The sequence below is a fragment of the Pseudomonas sp. LBUM1679 genome (genome assembly GCF_059695565.1).
This window is the reverse complement of record NZ_CP166774.1, coordinates 1,141,303-1,156,281: the sequence shown is the minus strand read 5'-3', so window position 1 is coordinate 1,156,281 and position 14,979 is coordinate 1,141,303. Positions and strand designations below refer to the sequence as shown.

Here is a 14,979-nt window from a genome sequence, read left to right as displayed (position 1 = left end):
CGCGACCCTTATACGGCCATCAGGTCTTTTTCTTTCTGCGCCAGATTCGCGTCGATTTCAGCCACGTACTTTTTGGTCAGATCATCGATCTCGCCAGTGGCGCGACGCTCTTCGTCTTCGCTGATTTCTTTTTCCTTGACCAGGTCCTTCAGCTGGCTGTTCGCATCACGACGGATGTTGCGCACCGCAACACGAGCGTCTTCAGCGACATCGCGCGCCTGCTTGGTGAAGCCCTTGCGGGTTTCTTCGGTCAGGGCCGGCATGGAGATCAGCAGCAGCTCACCCAGGTTGGTCGGGTTGAGGTTCAGACCTGCGCTACCGATGGCTTTGTCGACAGCACCCAGCATGTTGCGCTCAAAGGCAACGACTTGCAGGGTACGGGCGTCCTTGACGGTGATGTTCGCCACCTGCTTGATCGGGGTGTCGGAACCGTAATACGGCACCATCACGCCTTCAAGAATGCTCGGGTGCGCCTGGCCGGTACGAATACGGCCGAAGTTGTGCGCCAGCGATTCCACGGATTTTTTCATGCGCTCTTGAGCGTCTTTCTTGATTTCGTTGATCATTGTTGGCCTTCCTCGATCAGGGTCCCTTCAGCGCCGCCATGCACGATATTCAGCAGGGCGCCGGGCTTGTTCATGTTAAATACGCGCAACGGCATCTTGTGGTCGCGGCACAGGCAAATGGCCGTCAGGTCCATCACGCCCAGCTTGCGATCCAGCACTTCATCGTACGTCAGATGATCGAACTTCTCGGCATGCGGGTCCTTGAATGGGTCCGCAGTGTAGACGCCATCGACCTTGGTTGCCTTGAGCACCACATCGGCATCGATTTCGATTGCACGCAGGCAGGCTGCCGAATCCGTGGTGAAGAACGGGTTACCCGTACCCGCCGCGAAAATCACAACCTCCTTGGCGTTCAGGTGGCGCATGGCTTTGCGGCGATCGTAGTGATCGGTCACACCGACCATGGAAATGGCCGACATCACGATGGCCGAGATATTGGCACGCTCCAGCGCATCACGCATGGCCAGGGCATTCATCACAGTGGCCAGCATGCCCATGTGGTCGCCAGTGACCCGATCCATGCCGGCCGCGCTCAGCGCCGCACCGCGGAACAGGTTACCACCACCGATCACCAGACCGACCTGAACACCGATGCCGACCAACTGGCCGACTTCCAGCGCCATGCGATCCAGAACTTTCGGATCGATCCCGAACTCTTCCGAGCCCATCAGGGCCTCGCCGCTAAGCTTGAGTAGAATGCGTTTATAGCGAGCCTGATAACCACTGCCCTGCTGAGCCATTGCGAATCTCTCCTGCGGCGTATTTTAAAAAATTCTTTGCGAGCTGTTTACAGCTGGCGGTTCACTCTAGCGTGGCGCTGCTTCAGCGCCATCGGAACATGGCTTTGTAAGCCAGTTCCAAGGGGAAACCAATTAAAAATTGGGTACCCCATCTGAAAAGAGGCTGCGCGCGTGAGCGGGCAGCCTCTTCAGGGCGACAGTTGAAAACTGTCTTATTGCTTGGCGGCGGCCAGCTGGGCAGCAACTTCTTCAGCGAAGTTGTCGACCGGCTTCTCGATGCCTTCGCCTACTTTGAAGTAGGTGAAAGAAACGATTTCGGCACCGGCTTTCTTGGCCAGTTCGCCGACCTTGATTTCAGGGTTCTTGACGAACGCCTGCTCAACCAGGCTCGCTTCAGCCAGGAACTTGCTGATACGGCCTTTGACCATGTTTTCAACGATGTTTTCTGGCTTGCCAGCGATCTTGTCGGCGTTGAGGGTCAGGAACACGCCCTTCTCACGCTCGACCGCTTCAGCGGAAACTTCCGATGGCAGCAGGAATTCAGGGTTGGTGGCCGCTACGTGCATAGCGATGTCCTTGGCCAGCTCAACGCTGCCGCCCTTCAGAACAACCGCAACACCGATCTTGTTGCCGTGCAGGTAACCACCGACAACATCACCTTCAACGCGCGCCAGGCGACGGATGTTGACGTTTTCGCCAACCTTGCCGACCAGAATCAGACGATCGGCTTCTTGAGCTTCGATCAGCGGAGCGACGTCAGTCAGCTTGTCAGCAAACGCTTTTTCAACGCTTGCAGCAACAAATGCCTTGAAGTCGTCCTGCAGAGCCAGGAAGTCGGTCTGCGAGTTCACTTCCAGCAGAACGGCGGATTTACCGTCTTCCTTGAGAGCGATAGCGCCTTCGGCAGCCACGTTGCCTGCTTTCTTGGCAGCCTTGATGGCGCCGGAAGCACGCATGTCATCAATGGCTTTTTCGATGTCGCCGCCGGCCTTGGTCAAGGCCTTTTTGCAATCCATCATGCCTTCGCCGGTACGCTCACGCAGTTCTTTGACCAACGCTGCAGTAATCTCTGCCATTTCAAAATCCTCTTGGATAGGTTTTCAACCATTCCACCCGATCAAACGGGCGTTCAATTCTTCCCGAATCTCCGTTGTAGGCCGCGGCACGTTACAGTCGCTATGTTGCGCTGCCACAAGTGGGCGCCGACAAACGGTTTTCGAGGTGGCAAAAAGGGGGCCAAGCCCCCTTTTTGCTTACTGAGTCAACGCCAAGGCGTCAATTACTCAGCTGCAGCTGCCGGAGCTTCTTCAACGAACTGCTCGGTACCGCCAGCAACGTGGTTGCGACCACGGATGACTGCGTCAGCCATCGAACCCATGTACAGCTGGATAGCGCGGATTGCGTCATCGTTGCCTGGGATGATGTAGTCAACGCCTTCCGGGCTGCTGTTGGTATCGACTACGCCGATAACCGGGATGCCCAGCTTGTTGGCTTCGGTGATCGCGATGCGCTCGTGATCAACGTCGATAACGAACAGAGCGTCTGGCAGACCGCCCATGTCCTTGATACCACCCAGGGAACGATCGAGCTTCTCAAGATCGCGAGTGCGCATCAGCGCTTCTTTCTTGGTCAGCTTGGCGAAAGTACCGTCTTCGGCTTGCACTTCAAGGTCACGCAGACGCTTGATGGAAGCACGGATGGTTTTGAAGTTGGTCAGCATGCCGCCCAACCAGCGGTGATCGACGTACGGCGAACCGCAACGTGCTGCTTCTTCAGCAACGATCTTGCCAGCGGAACGCTTGGTGCCGACGAACAGAATCTTGTTTTTGCCCTGGGCCAGGCGCTCTACGAAAGTCAGAGCTTCGTTGAACATTGGCAGGGTTTTTTCAAGGTTGATGATGTGGATCTTGTTACGCGCGCCGAAAATGTATTTACCCATTTTCGGGTTCCAGTAACGGGTCTGGTGACCGAAGTGCACACCGGCCTTCAGCATATCGCGCATGTTGACTTGGGACATGATAGTTCCTTAATAAGTCGGGTTTGGCCTCCACGTATCCCAATGACCAACCAGCAGCATTACGCTTCAGGCACCCAGGTCATCGTGTCGACACGTGTGTGGATTTAGGCTTTTCAGGGGATCCCCGGAAAGCGGCGCATTTTATACCACAAGGCGCAAAAAAACGGAACCCGGATTCTGAATTCCTGATCGAGGCTTTTCTTGCGCGCCCGAAAATTCGCCAGGAATGCACCCTGCTATAGAGAGAAGCGACGCACAGAGGCTCAGATTTGCCCTGTTCGTCTGATAGAATCGGGTTTTTCAGGGCCGCGGGATCGATCGCGCAACGCCCATTTTGTTTAAGCAAGCGCCATCGAGCGCAGAGAGAGCCTGTATGACCGTCACCCTCAAAACCCCGGAGGACATCGCCAAAATGCGTGTCGCCGGCAAACTGGCCGCCGATGTGCTGGAAATGATTGCCGAACATGTCAAACCGGGCATCACCACCGAAGAGCTGGACCGCATCTGCCACGACTACATCGTCAACGAGCAGAAGGCCATCCCTGCCCCGCTCAATTACAAGGGCTACCCGAAGTCGATCTGCACCTCGATCAACCACGTGGTCTGCCACGGCATCCCGAACGAGAAACCGTTGAAGGATGGCGATACCCTGAACATCGACGTTACCGTGATCAAGGACGGCTTTCACGGCGACACCAGCCGCATGTTCCACGTCGGCACCGTGCCGGTCTGGGCCGAGCGCCTGTCGCAAGTGACCCAGGAATGCATGTACAAAGCCATCGAAATCGTCAAACCCGGCTGCCGCCTGGGCGACATCGGTGAAATCATCCAGAAACACGCGGAAAAGAACGGTTTCTCGGTGGTTCGCGAGTTCTGCGGCCACGGCATCGGCAAGGTCTTCCATGAAGAACCGCAGATCCTGCACTACGGCCGTGCCGGCACCGGCATGGAACTCAAGGCCGGCATGACCTTCACCATCGAGCCGATGATCAACCAGGGCAAGGCCGACACCAAGGTGCTGGGCGACGGCTGGACCGCGATCACCAAGGACCGCAAGCTTTCGGCGCAGTGGGAACACACCTTGCTGGTGACCGAAACCGGTTACGAGATCTTCACCTTGCGCGCCGACGACACCATCCCGCGCGTTTCGGCCTGATCCAGAGCGCGCAGTTCCCAGCCTTTTTATAGACAGGAAAGCCAATCGATGCCGCAGGTGGATCCAGAACTCTTCGACCGAGGCCAGTTCCAGGCGGAACTGGCCCTGAAGGCAAGCCCGATCGCGGCCTTCAAGAAGGCGATCCGCCAAGCCCGCGAGGTGCTCGACGGGCGCTTTCGCGGCGGCCGGGAGATTCGCCGGCTGATCGAGGATCGCGCCTGGTTCGTCGATAACATCCTGCAAAAGGCCTGGGAACAGTTCGACTGGAGCGAAGACGCCGACATCGCGCTGGTCGCGGTCGGCGGCTACGGTCGTGGGGAGCTGCACCCCTTTTCCGACATCGACCTGCTGATCCTGCTGGACAGCGCCGATCATGAGATTTTCCGTGATTCCATCGAGCGTTTTCTGACGCTGCTGTGGGACATCGGCCTGGAGGTCGGCCAGAGCGTGCGCTCGGTCGACGAGTGTGCCGTTGAGGCCCGCGCCGACCTGACGGTCGTCACCAACCTGATGGAAAGCCGGACCATTTGCGGCCCCGAGCGCCTGCGCCAGCGCATGCTGGACGTCACCAGCACCGCGCACATGTGGCCGAGCAAGGACTTCTTCCTGGCCAAGCGCGCCGAGCAGAAGGCCCGGCATCACAAGTACAACGACACCGAATACAACCTGGAACCCAACGTCAAAGGTTCGCCCGGCGGCCTGCGGGATATCCAGACCATTCTGTGGGTGGCCCGTCGCGAGTACGGCACCCTGAACCTGCGGGCGCTGGCCGGGGAAGGTTTCCTGGTCGAGAGCGAAAATGCCCTGCTGGCCTCCTCCCAGGAATTCCTGTGGAAGGTTCGTTACGCGCTGCACATGCTCGCCGGCCGCTCCGAAGACCGCTTGCTGTTCGATCACCAGCGCACCATTGCCGGGCTGCTGGGCTTCCAGGGCGATGACGCCAAGCAAGCCATCGAAAACTTCATGCAGCAGTATTATCGGGTGGTCATGAGCATTGCCCAGCTCAGCGACCTGATCATCCAGCACTTCGAAGAAGTCATTCTCGCGCCGCAAGACCAGGCGCCGCCGCAACCGATCAACTCGCGATTCCAGCTACACGACGGTTATATCGAGGCGCGCAACGACAACGTATTCCGTCGTACGCCCTTCGCCATGCTCGAAATCTTCGTGCTGATGGCGCAGCAACCGGAAATCAAGGGCGTACGCGCCGACACCATTCGTCTGCTGCGCGAACACCGGCACCTGATCGACGACGACTTTCGCAACGACATTCGCAACACCAGCCTGTTCATCGAACTGTTCAAGTGCAAGATCGGCATCCATCGCAACCTGCGCCGGATGAACCGTTATGGCATCCTCGGCCGTTATCTGCCGGAGTTCGGTTTCATTGTCGGGCAGATGCAGCACGACCTGTTTCACATCTATACGGTCGACGCCCACACCCTGAACCTGATCAAACACCTGCGTAAGTTGCAGTACACCCAGGTGTCGGAAAAATTCCCGCTGGCCAGCAAGCTCATGGGCAAGCTGCCCAAGCCGGAGCTGATCTACCTGGCCGGCCTGTACCACGACATCGGCAAGGGCCGGCATGGCGACCATTCGGAAATCGGTGCGGTGGATGCCGAAGCCTTTTGCCAGCGCCATCAGCTGCCGGTGTGGGACAGCCGCCTGATCGTCTGGCTGGTGCAGAACCATTTGCTGATGTCGACCACTGCCCAGCGCAAGGACTTGTCCGACCCGCAGGTGATCCACGATTTCGCGCAGACCGTCGGCGACGAAACCCACCTCGATTATCTGTACGTGCTGACCGTCGCCGACATCAACGCGACCAACCCGACGCTATGGAACTCCTGGCGCGCCAGCCTGTTGCGCCAGCTCTACACCGAGACCAAGCGGGCCCTGCGCCGTGGCCTGGAAAACCCGGTGGACCGCGAAGAACAGATCCGCCAGACCCAGAGCGCCGCCCTGGACATCCTGGTGCGCGGCGGCACCGATCCGGACGACGTCGAGCAACTCTGGTCGCAACTGGGCGACGACTACTTCCTGCGTCACACCGCCGGCGACGTGGCCTGGCACAGTGATGCGATCCTCCAGCAGCCGGCCGACGGCGGGCCACTGGTGCTGATCAAGGAAACCACCCAGCGCGAGTTCGAGGGCGGCACGCAGATATTCATCTACGCCCCGGACCAGCACGACTTCTTTGCCGTGACCGTGGCCGCGATGGACCAGCTCAACCTGAACATCCACGACGCCCGGGTCATCACCTCCAGCAGCCAGTTCACCCTCGACACCTATATCGTGCTCGATACCGACGGCGACTCGATCGGCGATAATCCGGCGCGGGTCAAACAGATCCGTGACGGACTGACCGAAGCCCTGCGCAACCCGGACGACTACCCGACCATCATTCAGCGTCGGGTGCCACGCCAGCTCAAGCACTTCGCGTTTGCGCCCCAGGTAACGATCCACACCGACGCCCAGCGTCCGGTCACCGTGCTGGAGCTCAGCGCCCCGGATCGCCCGGGCTTGCTCGCACGGATCGGCACGATCTTCCTGGAATTCGACCTGTCGCTGCAGAACGCCAAGATCGCCACACTGGGCGAGCGCGTGGAGGACGTGTTCTTCATCACCGATGCGAACAACCATCCACTGTCCGACCCCTTGCTGTGCAGCCGCTTGCAGGATGCGATCGTCGAACAGCTGACCGTCAACCAGGAATCCGAAATCAAACTGTCGCGAATCAGTATCTGAATTAACAAATTGCCTGCCCACTGTGTAGGAGCTGGCTTGCCAGCGAAGACGTCGGTCCAGGCACAAAATGTGTCGACTGACCCACCGCTTCGCTGGCAAGCCAGCTCCTACAAGGGGTTTGCCCAAACCGAACGAGATCCATCGATGAACAACGCTCTGAACCAGTTGCAGCCCTACCCGTTCGAGAAGCTCCGCGCCCTGCTCGGCAGCGTCACGCCAAACCCTGACAAGCGCCCTGTCGCGCTGTCCATCGGCGAGCCGAAGCACCGTTCGCCGAGCTTTGTCGCCGAAGCCCTGGCCAGCAACCTGGATCAAATGGCGGTCTACCCGACCACCCTGGGCATCCCCGCCCTGCGTGAGGCTATCGCGGCCTGGTGCGAGCGTCGCTTCGGCGTCCCGAACGGCTGGCTCGACCCGGCGCGCAACGTGCTGCCGGTCAACGGTACCCGTGAAGCGCTGTTTGCCTTCACCCAAACCGTGGTCAACCGTGGCGACGACGCCTTGGTCGTCAGCCCGAACCCTTTCTATCAGATCTACGAAGGCGCAGCATTCCTCGCCGGGGCCAAGCCGCACTATCTGCCGTGCCTGGATGAAAACGGCTTCAACCCGGATTTCGATGCCGTCTCCCCGGACATCTGGAAACGTTGCCAGATCCTGTTCCTGTGCTCGCCGGGCAACCCCACCGGTGCGCTGATTCCGGTCGAAACCCTGAAAAAACTGATCGCCCTGGCCGACGAACATGACTTCGTGATCGCCGCGGACGAGTGCTACAGCGAACTGTACTTCGACGAACAGACCCCGCCGGCGGGCCTGCTCAGCGCCTGTGTGGAACTGGGCCGCAAGGATTTCAAGCGCTGCGTGGTGTTCCACAGCCTGTCCAAGCGCTCCAATCTGCCGGGCCTGCGCTCGGGCTTCGTCGCCGGTGATGCCGACATTCTCAAAGGCTTCCTGCTGTATCGCACCTACCACGGCTGCGCGATGCCGGTTCAGACCCAACTGGCCAGCGTCGCCGCCTGGAATGATGAGGTGCATGTGCGCGCCAACCGTGCGCTGTATCGCGAGAAATATGACGCCGTGCTGGAAATCCTCAGCCCGGTGATGGATGTGCAGCGCCCGGACGGCGGCTTTTATCTGTGGCCGAACGTTGCAGGCGATGACGAGGCATTCTGCCGTGATCTGTTCGTTGAAGAACACGTAACCGTGGTGCCGGGCTCTTATCTGTCCCGCGACGTCGAGGGGACCAATCCGGGTGCCGGGCGTGTGCGCATGGCGCTGGTTGCGCCGTTGGCCGAATGTGTTGAAGCAGCAGAGCGGATCCGCGCCTTTATCCAGCGCCGCCGATAACGACACCGTCGGTAGGCGCTGCCGCAGGCTGCGATCTTTTAGCGTCGTCAAGGACGCTAACATCAAAAGATCGCAGCCTGCGGCAGCTCCTACCGGGGTCAGGCGTCATTTTACCTGGCCAAGGTTGGCTTCGCTCAGGTCCAGGTCAGCCAACACCTCCCGCAATACGTCATCGCCAATCTGGTGCTGGCGGCTGAGCTGATACAACTCCAGCCGTTGCGCCCGCAGCGCCTTCAGTCGCAGACGCCGTTCCAGCAAGTCCATCTGAAACGCCAGTGCCTGGGCTTCCGCCGAATCGTTGAACACCTCCAGCTGATGCCGATACTCGGACATGATCCGCGCCTTGAGTTCAACCGCCAGCGCGGCCTGCGCCGCATCCTGGGGATTGGCTTCTTCGGCTTCGAGCGCATGGATGGCGGCCTCGGCAGTTTTGCGCCAGGCGTCGCGCACTTCATTGCGACGCTTGTCGTCGGGGCTTTTTTCGATGCCGCGCAGCAACAGCGGCAAGGCGATACACGCGGCGATCAGCGATAACAGAATCACTCCGGCGGCAATAAAGATCAGCAGATCCCGCTCAGGAAAGGCCTCTGCCCCCATCAGCAGCGGCACAGACATCACACCCGCCAGCGGCACAGACATCACACCCGCCAGCGTCACCGCACCGCGCACGCCGCCAACCGTCAGCAACCAGCACGAACGCGCCGTCGGGACCTGGGTCATTGCACCCTTGCCGCGCCAGCGTCGTAGCACAATCGACAAGCGCCAGATGCTCTGCACCCAGATAAACCGCAACACCAGCAGCACCAGGAAAATCGCCACCACGTCCAGGCAGCGGTAGAGCAATGTCGGCCACAATGAGGTTTCATGGCTGGCCACGGCCTTGATGATGTCCGGCAATTGCAGGCCCAGCAGCAGGAATATCAGGCCATTGAAGGCAAACTCCAGCAACGACCAGACGCTGCGATTGAGCAGACGGGTGCTGGTCTGGCGCGGCAGCAGATCGAGCCAGCTCTGCATCATCCCCGCCGCCACCGCCGACAGAATGCCCGATGCCCCCAGTCGCTCGGCCAGCACATAAGCCGCAAACGGCAGCAGCAACATGAACACCACGTGCGTCGCCGGGTCATCCCAGCCACGGGCGATCATCCAGGACCGCAAGCGCCCCACCAGCCAGCTCAGCGCCACACCGACAGCCAGGCCGCCGACCGCGACCAGGACAAAGGTCACACTGGCGTTGGCCAGCGAGAACACGCCCGTCACCGCCGCCGCCAAGGCAAACTTGAAGGTCACCAGGCCCGAGGCATCGTTCATCAGCGCTTCGCCCTGCAGCATGTGCATCAGGGGCGTCGGCAAGCGGTTCTGGGCAATCGCCGAGACCGCCACGGCATCCGTCGGCGACAACACCGCCGCCAGGGCAAACGCCACCGGCAGCGGAACACTGGGCAATAACCAATGAATGAAATAGCCAGCACCGACCACGGTGAACAGCACCAAGCCGACGGCCAGGGTCAGAATCGGTCCGCGCAAACGCCACAACTCTCGCTTGGGCATGCGCCAACCGTCGGAAAACAGCAGCGGCGGCAGGAACAGAAAAAGAAACAATTCGGGATCCAGCGCCACATGCAGCCCGAGGGTCGGCCAGGCCAGCAAGGCACCCGCGGCGATTTGCACCAGTGGCAACGGTAACGGAATCACTCGTCCGACAAGGCGTGAAACACTGACCAGCATCAACAGGATCAGGACGGTGTAGGCGGTTTGCATAAAGCGTGGTTCCCGGACAATCGACAGCATTGAAGTGGCATATTAGCCGCTTGGGCTGATCCCTGACCTTTACACCAATGTCGCACACCTGAACACCGCCCTCCTGTAGGAGCGAGCTTGCTCCGGGCGGCGTTCCGACGATGAACCTGAGAACGCCGCGGGGTGACAGGCTTGTAGCGTTATCGTTAACGACCTTCGCGAGCAAGCTCGCTCCTACAGATCAACAAAACATCCACGGCCGACGCGAAACCGTCCCGTCATGGCATAATCCGTCACCATCAAATTCCAGCACCTGCAAAGGGGGCAATTCCTTGACCGTTTCAAGTAAAACGTTGCACCTTTTCGGCATCAAAGCCTGCGACACCATGAAAAAGGCGCGCACCTGGCTCGATGAACACGCTGTCAGCTATGACTTCCATGATTACAAAACGGCCGGAATCGACCGTGAACACCTGACCCAATGGTGCGACGAGCACGGCTGGCAAGTGGTGTTGAACCGTGCAGGCACGACCTTTCGCAAGCTCGACGACGAACGCAAAGCCGATCTCGACCAGCGCAAAGCCATCGAACTGATGCTTGCACAACCTTCGATGATCAAGCGCCCGGTGCTCGATCTCGGTGACCGAACCCTGATTGGCTTCAAGCCAGATATCTACGCGGCAGCGCTCAAGTAAGGCAGCCCGTTCAATTTTGTTAGAGGTATTTACATGTCCACTACCCTGTTCAGCCTGGCCTTTGGTGTCGGCACTCAAAACCGTCAAGGCGCATGGCTGGAAGTGTTTTACGCGCAACCACTGCTCAACCCGTCGGCCGAACTGGTCTCCGCCGTCGCGCCAATTCTGGGCTACACCGAAGGCAACCAGGCCATCGCCTTCACCCTCGCTCAGGCTTCGCAACTGGCCGACGCGCTCAAAGGCGTCGACGCTGTCCAGGCCGCCCTGCTCACCCGCCTGGCCGAAAGCCACAAGCCGCTGGTCGCAACCCTTCTGGCCGAAGATGCGCCACTGTCTTCCACGCCTGAGGCTTATCTCAAACTGCACTTGCTGTCCCATCGTCTGGTCAAGCCGCACGGTTTGAACCTCACCGGGATTTTCCCGTTGCTGCCAAACGTGGCGTGGACCAGTCAGGGCGCCATCGACCTGGCCGAACTGGCCGAGCGTCAACTGGAAGCCCGCCTGCGTGGCGACCTGCTGGAAGTGTTCTCGGTGGACAAGTTCCCGAAAATGACCGACTACGTGGTTCCGGCCGGTGTGCGGATCGCTGATGCGGCACGTCTGCGCCTGGGCGCCTATGTCGGCGAAGGCACTACCGTGATGCACGAAGGTTTCGTCAACTTCAACGCCGGCACCGAAGGCCCGGGCATGATCGAAGGCCGTGTTTCCGCGGGCGTATTCGTCGGCAAGGGCTCGGACCTGGGCGGCGGTTGCTCGACCATGGGCACCCTGTCGGGCGGCGGTAACATCGTGATCAAGGTGGGCGAAGGCTGCCTGATCGGCGCCAACGCCGGTATCGGTATCCCGTTGGGCGACCGCAACACCGTCGAATCGGGCCTGTACATCACCGCCGGGACCAAGGTGGCCTTGCTGGACGAGCACAACGCGCTGGTGAAAGTGGTGAAAGCCCGTGAACTGGCCGGCCAATCGGATCTGCTGTTCCGCCGCAATTCGCAGACCGGTGCCGTGGAATGCAAAACCCACAAATCGGCCATCGAACTGAACGAAGCGCTGCACGCTCACAACTAAGCCACACAATCACCTTGTAGGAGCGAGCTTGCTCCGGGCGGCGTTCCGACGATGGACGTTAACGATAACGATAACGCGTGGCAGCAGACAGCACGTGTCGTCCATACGCTCTTCGCGAGCAAGCTCGCTCCTACAAAGGTCAGGCGTACCCCCGCCCATGTTTATCAGGGCCGAACACCATGATGATTCCCTCTCCCTGGCGCGCCGATTTTCCGGCCATCGCCGCATTGCAACGGCAAGACCAGACCTATCTGGACAACGCCGCCACCACGCAAAAACCCCAAGCCCTGCTGGATGCCCTGGCGCATTACTACGCCAACGGCGCGGCCAACGTGCATCGGGCGCAACACTTGCCCGGCGCCCACGCCACCCAGGCGTTCGAGGACAGCCGCCGCAAGGTCGCCCAATGGCTCAATACCGGCGATTGCGGGCAGATCATCTTTACCCACGGCGCAACTTCCGCGCTGAATCTCCTGGCTTATGGCCTGGAACACTTGTTCAATCCGGGCGATGAAATCGTCATCAGCGCCCTGGAGCATCACGCCAATCTGCTGCCGTGGCAGCAACTGGCCCACCGTCGCGACCTGAAGCTGGTGGTGCTGCCGCTGGATGCCAGTGGTTTGATTGATCTTGATGCCGCTGCGCGGCTGATCAATCCACGAACCCGCCTGGTGGCAGTCAGTCAGCTGTCCAACGTGCTCGGCGCCTGGCAGCCGTTGCCCGCGTTGTTGGCGATAGCCCAGGCACACGACGCATTGACCGTGGTCGATGGCGCCCAGGGCGTCGTCCATGGTCGACATGACGTTCAGGCGCTGGGTTGCGACTTCTATGTGTTTTCCAGCCATAAGCTCTATGGCCCCGAGGGCCTCGGCGTGCTGTTCGGGCGCGATCAAGCGCTGGAGCATCTGCGCCACTGGCAGTTTGGCGGTGAAATGGTGATGGAGGCCAATTATCACGACGCCCGCTTTCGTCCGGCGCCACTGGGCTTTGAAGCCGGTACGCCGCCGATTGCCAGCGTGATCGGCTTGGGGGCGACCCTCGACTACCTGGCCGGGCTCGATCAGGAAGCCGTGTCCGCCCACGAAGCGGCGTTGCATGACTATTTGCTCAAAGGTCTTGAAGCGCGCACCGGCGTCCGCCTGCTGGGCAAGCCGCAGTTGGCGCTGGTCAGTTTTGTTGTCGAGGGTGTGCATAACTCCGATCTGGCACATCTGCTGACGGAACAAGGGATTGCCGTGCGTGCGGGCCATCACTGTGCAATGCCGCTGTTGAAAAGCTTTGAACTGGCCGGGGCGATTCGGGTGTCGTTGGCGCTGTACAACGACTCCGAAGACCTGGAGCGGTTCTTTGACGCGCTGGATCAGGCGCTGGAGTTGTTGCGGTGAACTTGCCTGCCGATGCTGTTTTAGCGCTGGATACCTTTCAGCAGGCTGCAAGCTGGGAACAGCGGGCGCGGCTGCTGATGCAGTGGGGCGACCGTCTGCCAGCGTTGAGCGATGTGGATAAGGTTGATGCCAACCGGGTGCATGGCTGTGAAAGCCAGGTGTGGTTGGTCGGAGCATTGCAGGAGGGTCACTGGCAGTTCAGCGCCAGCAGCGATGCGCGGTTGATTCGCGGGTTGGTGGCGTTGTTGCTGGCGCGGGTCAATGGATTGTCTGCTGCCGAGTTGCAACAGGTGGATTTGCCGGAGTGGTTCAATCAGCTGGGGCTGTCACGGCAACTGTCGCCGTCACGCAGCAACGGCCTCAATGCCGTGTTACAGCGAATGAATGAGTTGGCAGGCTAACCGCCTTCGCGGGCAAGCCCGCTCCCACAGAGGTCGGGATGTACATGGGATTTGTGTACGACCCGAAATCCTGTGGGAGCGGGCTTGCCCGCGATGAGGCAATCAGCAGCAACCTTAAACCTGAGGTTTAACGCGATCCGCCGGCCGCCGCACCCCAGCCACAATCTTATCCACAGCCTTGGTCGCCGCGACCATGCCGAACGTCGCCGTCACCATCATCACCGCGCCAAACCCGCCGGCGCAGTCCAGCTTCACGCCATCCCCGACAAAACTCTTCTGCAGGCAAATGCTGCCGTCCGGTTTCGGGTAGCGCAGCTGTTCGGTGGAAAACACGCAGGGCACGCTGTAATGGCGGGTCACGGTGCGCGAGAAGTTGTAATCGCGGCGCAGGGTCGAGCGTACTTTCGATGCCAGCGGGTCATTGAAGGTGCGGTTCAGGTCGCACACCTGGATCAGCGTCGGGTCGATCTGCCCGCCCGCGCCGCCGGTGGTGATGATCTGGATCTTGCGTCGTTTGCACCAGGCGATCAGCGCAGCCTTGGCATTCACACTGTCGATGCAGTCGATCACGCAGTCGATGTTCGGCGTGATGTACTCGGCCATGGTCTCGCGAGTGACGAAATCCGCCACCGCGTGCACCGTGCAGTCCGGGTTGATCCCGCGCAGGCGCTCGGCCATCACCTCGACCTTGGGCTTGCCGACGGTGCTGTCCAGCGCGTGCAGCTGACGATTGGCGTTGCTGACACAGACGTCGTCCAGGTCGAACAGCGAAATTTCGCCCACGCCACACCGGGCAACGGCTTCCGCCGCCCAGGAGCCGACGCCGCCGACACCGACGATCGCCACATGGGCCGCGCGCAAGCGCTCCAGGCCTTCGATGCCATACAACCGGGCGATGCCAGCAAACCGCGGATCTTCTGTACTCATGACCATTACCCCAAAAACCGGCGCGCATTATAGGGCCGAAGACGGCCAAGAGCATCTTTGGGCTATGAACGGCGTCTTGATTTCTTCATTCAGGCTACACAGAACCAGGAATTAACCTACGAAGGCAAACGAAAGAACTTAAACCGAGTTGGATTGCCAAACGTAGGGCATTTCCCTGTCAGCTGTACG

13 protein-coding genes are annotated in these 14,979 nt (G+C 60.1%); 7 read left to right on the top strand and 6 right to left on the bottom strand.

Annotated elements, in window-relative coordinates; translation table 11 throughout:
• Positions 1 to 8: 8 nt before the first annotated feature.
• From frr to rpsB, 4 genes are all read right to left on the bottom strand, one after another.
• Positions 9 to 566: a ribosome recycling factor gene (frr, locus tag ACA062_RS05245; protein WP_007907979.1), complete on the bottom strand. Its 558-nt coding sequence runs from the start codon at positions 564 to 566 to the stop codon at positions 9 to 11.
• The gene (pyrH, locus tag ACA062_RS05240) at positions 563 to 1,306 is read right to left on the bottom strand and encodes a UMP kinase (protein WP_003172271.1); all 744 of its coding nucleotides are present in this window, start codon (positions 1,304 to 1,306) and stop codon (positions 563 to 565) included. The genes frr and pyrH overlap by 4 nt, the downstream gene beginning before the upstream one ends.
• A 212-nt stretch (positions 1,307 to 1,518) precedes the next feature.
• The gene (tsf, locus tag ACA062_RS05235; RefSeq protein ID WP_497455501.1) at positions 1,519 to 2,382 is read right to left on the bottom strand and encodes a translation elongation factor Ts; all 864 of its coding nucleotides are present in this window, start codon (positions 2,380 to 2,382) and stop codon (positions 1,519 to 1,521) included.
• 203 nt (positions 2,383 to 2,585) lie between these two features.
• A complete protein-coding gene (gene rpsB, locus ACA062_RS05230) occupies positions 2,586 to 3,323 on the bottom strand; it encodes a 30S ribosomal protein S2 (protein WP_007907989.1) in 738 nt (245 codons plus the stop codon).
• A gap of 373 nt (positions 3,324 to 3,696) precedes the next feature.
• Between rpsB and map the strand changes: the two genes are divergently transcribed.
• The 3 genes from map (at position 3,697) to dapC (ending at position 8,574) form a co-directional block, all read left to right on the top strand.
• Complete coding sequence (gene map, locus ACA062_RS05225) at positions 3,697 to 4,479, top strand: type I methionyl aminopeptidase (protein ID WP_128872777.1); 783 nt, start codon at positions 3,697 to 3,699, stop codon at positions 4,477 to 4,479.
• Between the two features lie 48 nt (positions 4,480 to 4,527).
• Positions 4,528 to 7,230: a [protein-PII] uridylyltransferase gene (locus tag ACA062_RS05220; protein ID WP_497455500.1), complete on the top strand. Its 2,703-nt coding sequence runs from the start codon at positions 4,528 to 4,530 to the stop codon at positions 7,228 to 7,230.
• 144 nt (positions 7,231 to 7,374) lie between these two features.
• Entirely contained in the window at positions 7,375 to 8,574 is a 1,200-nt protein-coding gene (gene dapC / locus ACA062_RS05215; protein WP_497455499.1) for a succinyldiaminopimelate transaminase, read from the top strand.
• Positions 8,575 to 8,679: 105 nt separating this feature from the next.
• On the opposite strand, the gene ACA062_RS05210 is transcribed toward dapC, so the two are convergent.
• Positions 8,680 to 10,335: a Na+/H+ antiporter gene (locus ACA062_RS05210; protein ID WP_497455498.1), complete on the bottom strand. Its 1,656-nt coding sequence runs from the start codon at positions 10,333 to 10,335 to the stop codon at positions 8,680 to 8,682.
• 311 nt (positions 10,336 to 10,646) lie between these two features.
• On the opposite strand from ACA062_RS05210, the gene ACA062_RS05205 reads away from it, so the two are divergent.
• The 4 genes from ACA062_RS05205 (at position 10,647) to ACA062_RS05190 (ending at position 13,863) form a co-directional block, all read left to right on the top strand.
• The gene (locus ACA062_RS05205; protein WP_064676097.1) at positions 10,647 to 11,009 is read left to right on the top strand and encodes an ArsC family reductase; all 363 of its coding nucleotides are present in this window, start codon (positions 10,647 to 10,649) and stop codon (positions 11,007 to 11,009) included.
• Positions 11,010 to 11,042: 33 nt separating this feature from the next.
• Positions 11,043 to 12,077 (top strand): 2,3,4,5-tetrahydropyridine-2,6-dicarboxylate N-succinyltransferase, encoded by a 1,035-nt coding sequence (gene dapD / locus ACA062_RS05200; RefSeq protein ID WP_497455497.1) that lies wholly within the window; start codon positions 11,043 to 11,045, stop codon positions 12,075 to 12,077.
• Between the two features lie 179 nt (positions 12,078 to 12,256).
• Positions 12,257 to 13,462 (top strand): aminotransferase class V-fold PLP-dependent enzyme, encoded by a 1,206-nt coding sequence (locus tag ACA062_RS05195; RefSeq protein WP_497455496.1) that lies wholly within the window; start codon positions 12,257 to 12,259, stop codon positions 13,460 to 13,462.
• Positions 13,459 to 13,863 carry a SufE family protein gene (locus ACA062_RS05190; RefSeq protein ID WP_497455495.1) on the top strand — a complete coding sequence of 135 codons (405 nt, stop codon included), beginning with the start codon at positions 13,459 to 13,461 and terminating at the stop codon, positions 13,861 to 13,863. Before ACA062_RS05195 ends, ACA062_RS05190 begins: the two co-directional genes overlap by 4 nt.
• A 114-nt stretch (positions 13,864 to 13,977) precedes the next feature.
• On the opposite strand, the gene tcdA is transcribed toward ACA062_RS05190, so the two are convergent.
• Positions 13,978 to 14,790: a tRNA cyclic N6-threonylcarbamoyladenosine(37) synthase TcdA gene (tcdA, locus tag ACA062_RS05185; RefSeq protein WP_497455494.1), complete on the bottom strand. Its 813-nt coding sequence runs from the start codon at positions 14,788 to 14,790 to the stop codon at positions 13,978 to 13,980.
• Between the last annotated feature and the right edge of the window lie 189 nt (positions 14,791 to 14,979).

Coding starts and splice junctions, on each gene's coding strand:
- frr (WP_007907979.1), bottom strand. CDS start 566: ATGATCAACGAAATCAAGAAAGACGCTCAAGAGCGCATGAAAAAATCC.
- pyrH (WP_003172271.1), bottom strand. CDS start 1,306: ATGGCTCAGCAGGGCAGTGGTTATCAGGCTCGCTATAAACGCATTCTA.
- tsf (WP_497455501.1), bottom strand. CDS start 2,382: ATGGCAGAGATTACTGCAGCGTTGGTCAAAGAACTGCGTGAGCGTACC.
- rpsB (WP_007907989.1), bottom strand. CDS start 3,323: ATGTCCCAAGTCAACATGCGCGATATGCTGAAGGCCGGTGTGCACTTC.
- map (WP_128872777.1), top strand. CDS start 3,697: ATGACCGTCACCCTCAAAACCCCGGAGGACATCGCCAAAATGCGTGTC.
- ACA062_RS05220 (WP_497455500.1), top strand. CDS start 4,528: ATGCCGCAGGTGGATCCAGAACTCTTCGACCGAGGCCAGTTCCAGGCG.
- dapC (WP_497455499.1), top strand. CDS start 7,375: ATGAACAACGCTCTGAACCAGTTGCAGCCCTACCCGTTCGAGAAGCTC.
- ACA062_RS05210 (WP_497455498.1), bottom strand. CDS start 10,335: ATGCAAACCGCCTACACCGTCCTGATCCTGTTGATGCTGGTCAGTGTT.
- dapD (WP_497455497.1), top strand. CDS start 11,043: ATGTCCACTACCCTGTTCAGCCTGGCCTTTGGTGTCGGCACTCAAAAC.
- ACA062_RS05195 (WP_497455496.1), top strand. CDS start 12,257: ATGATGATTCCCTCTCCCTGGCGCGCCGATTTTCCGGCCATCGCCGCA.
- tcdA (WP_497455494.1), bottom strand. CDS start 14,790: ATGAGTACAGAAGATCCGCGGTTTGCTGGCATCGCCCGGTTGTATGGC.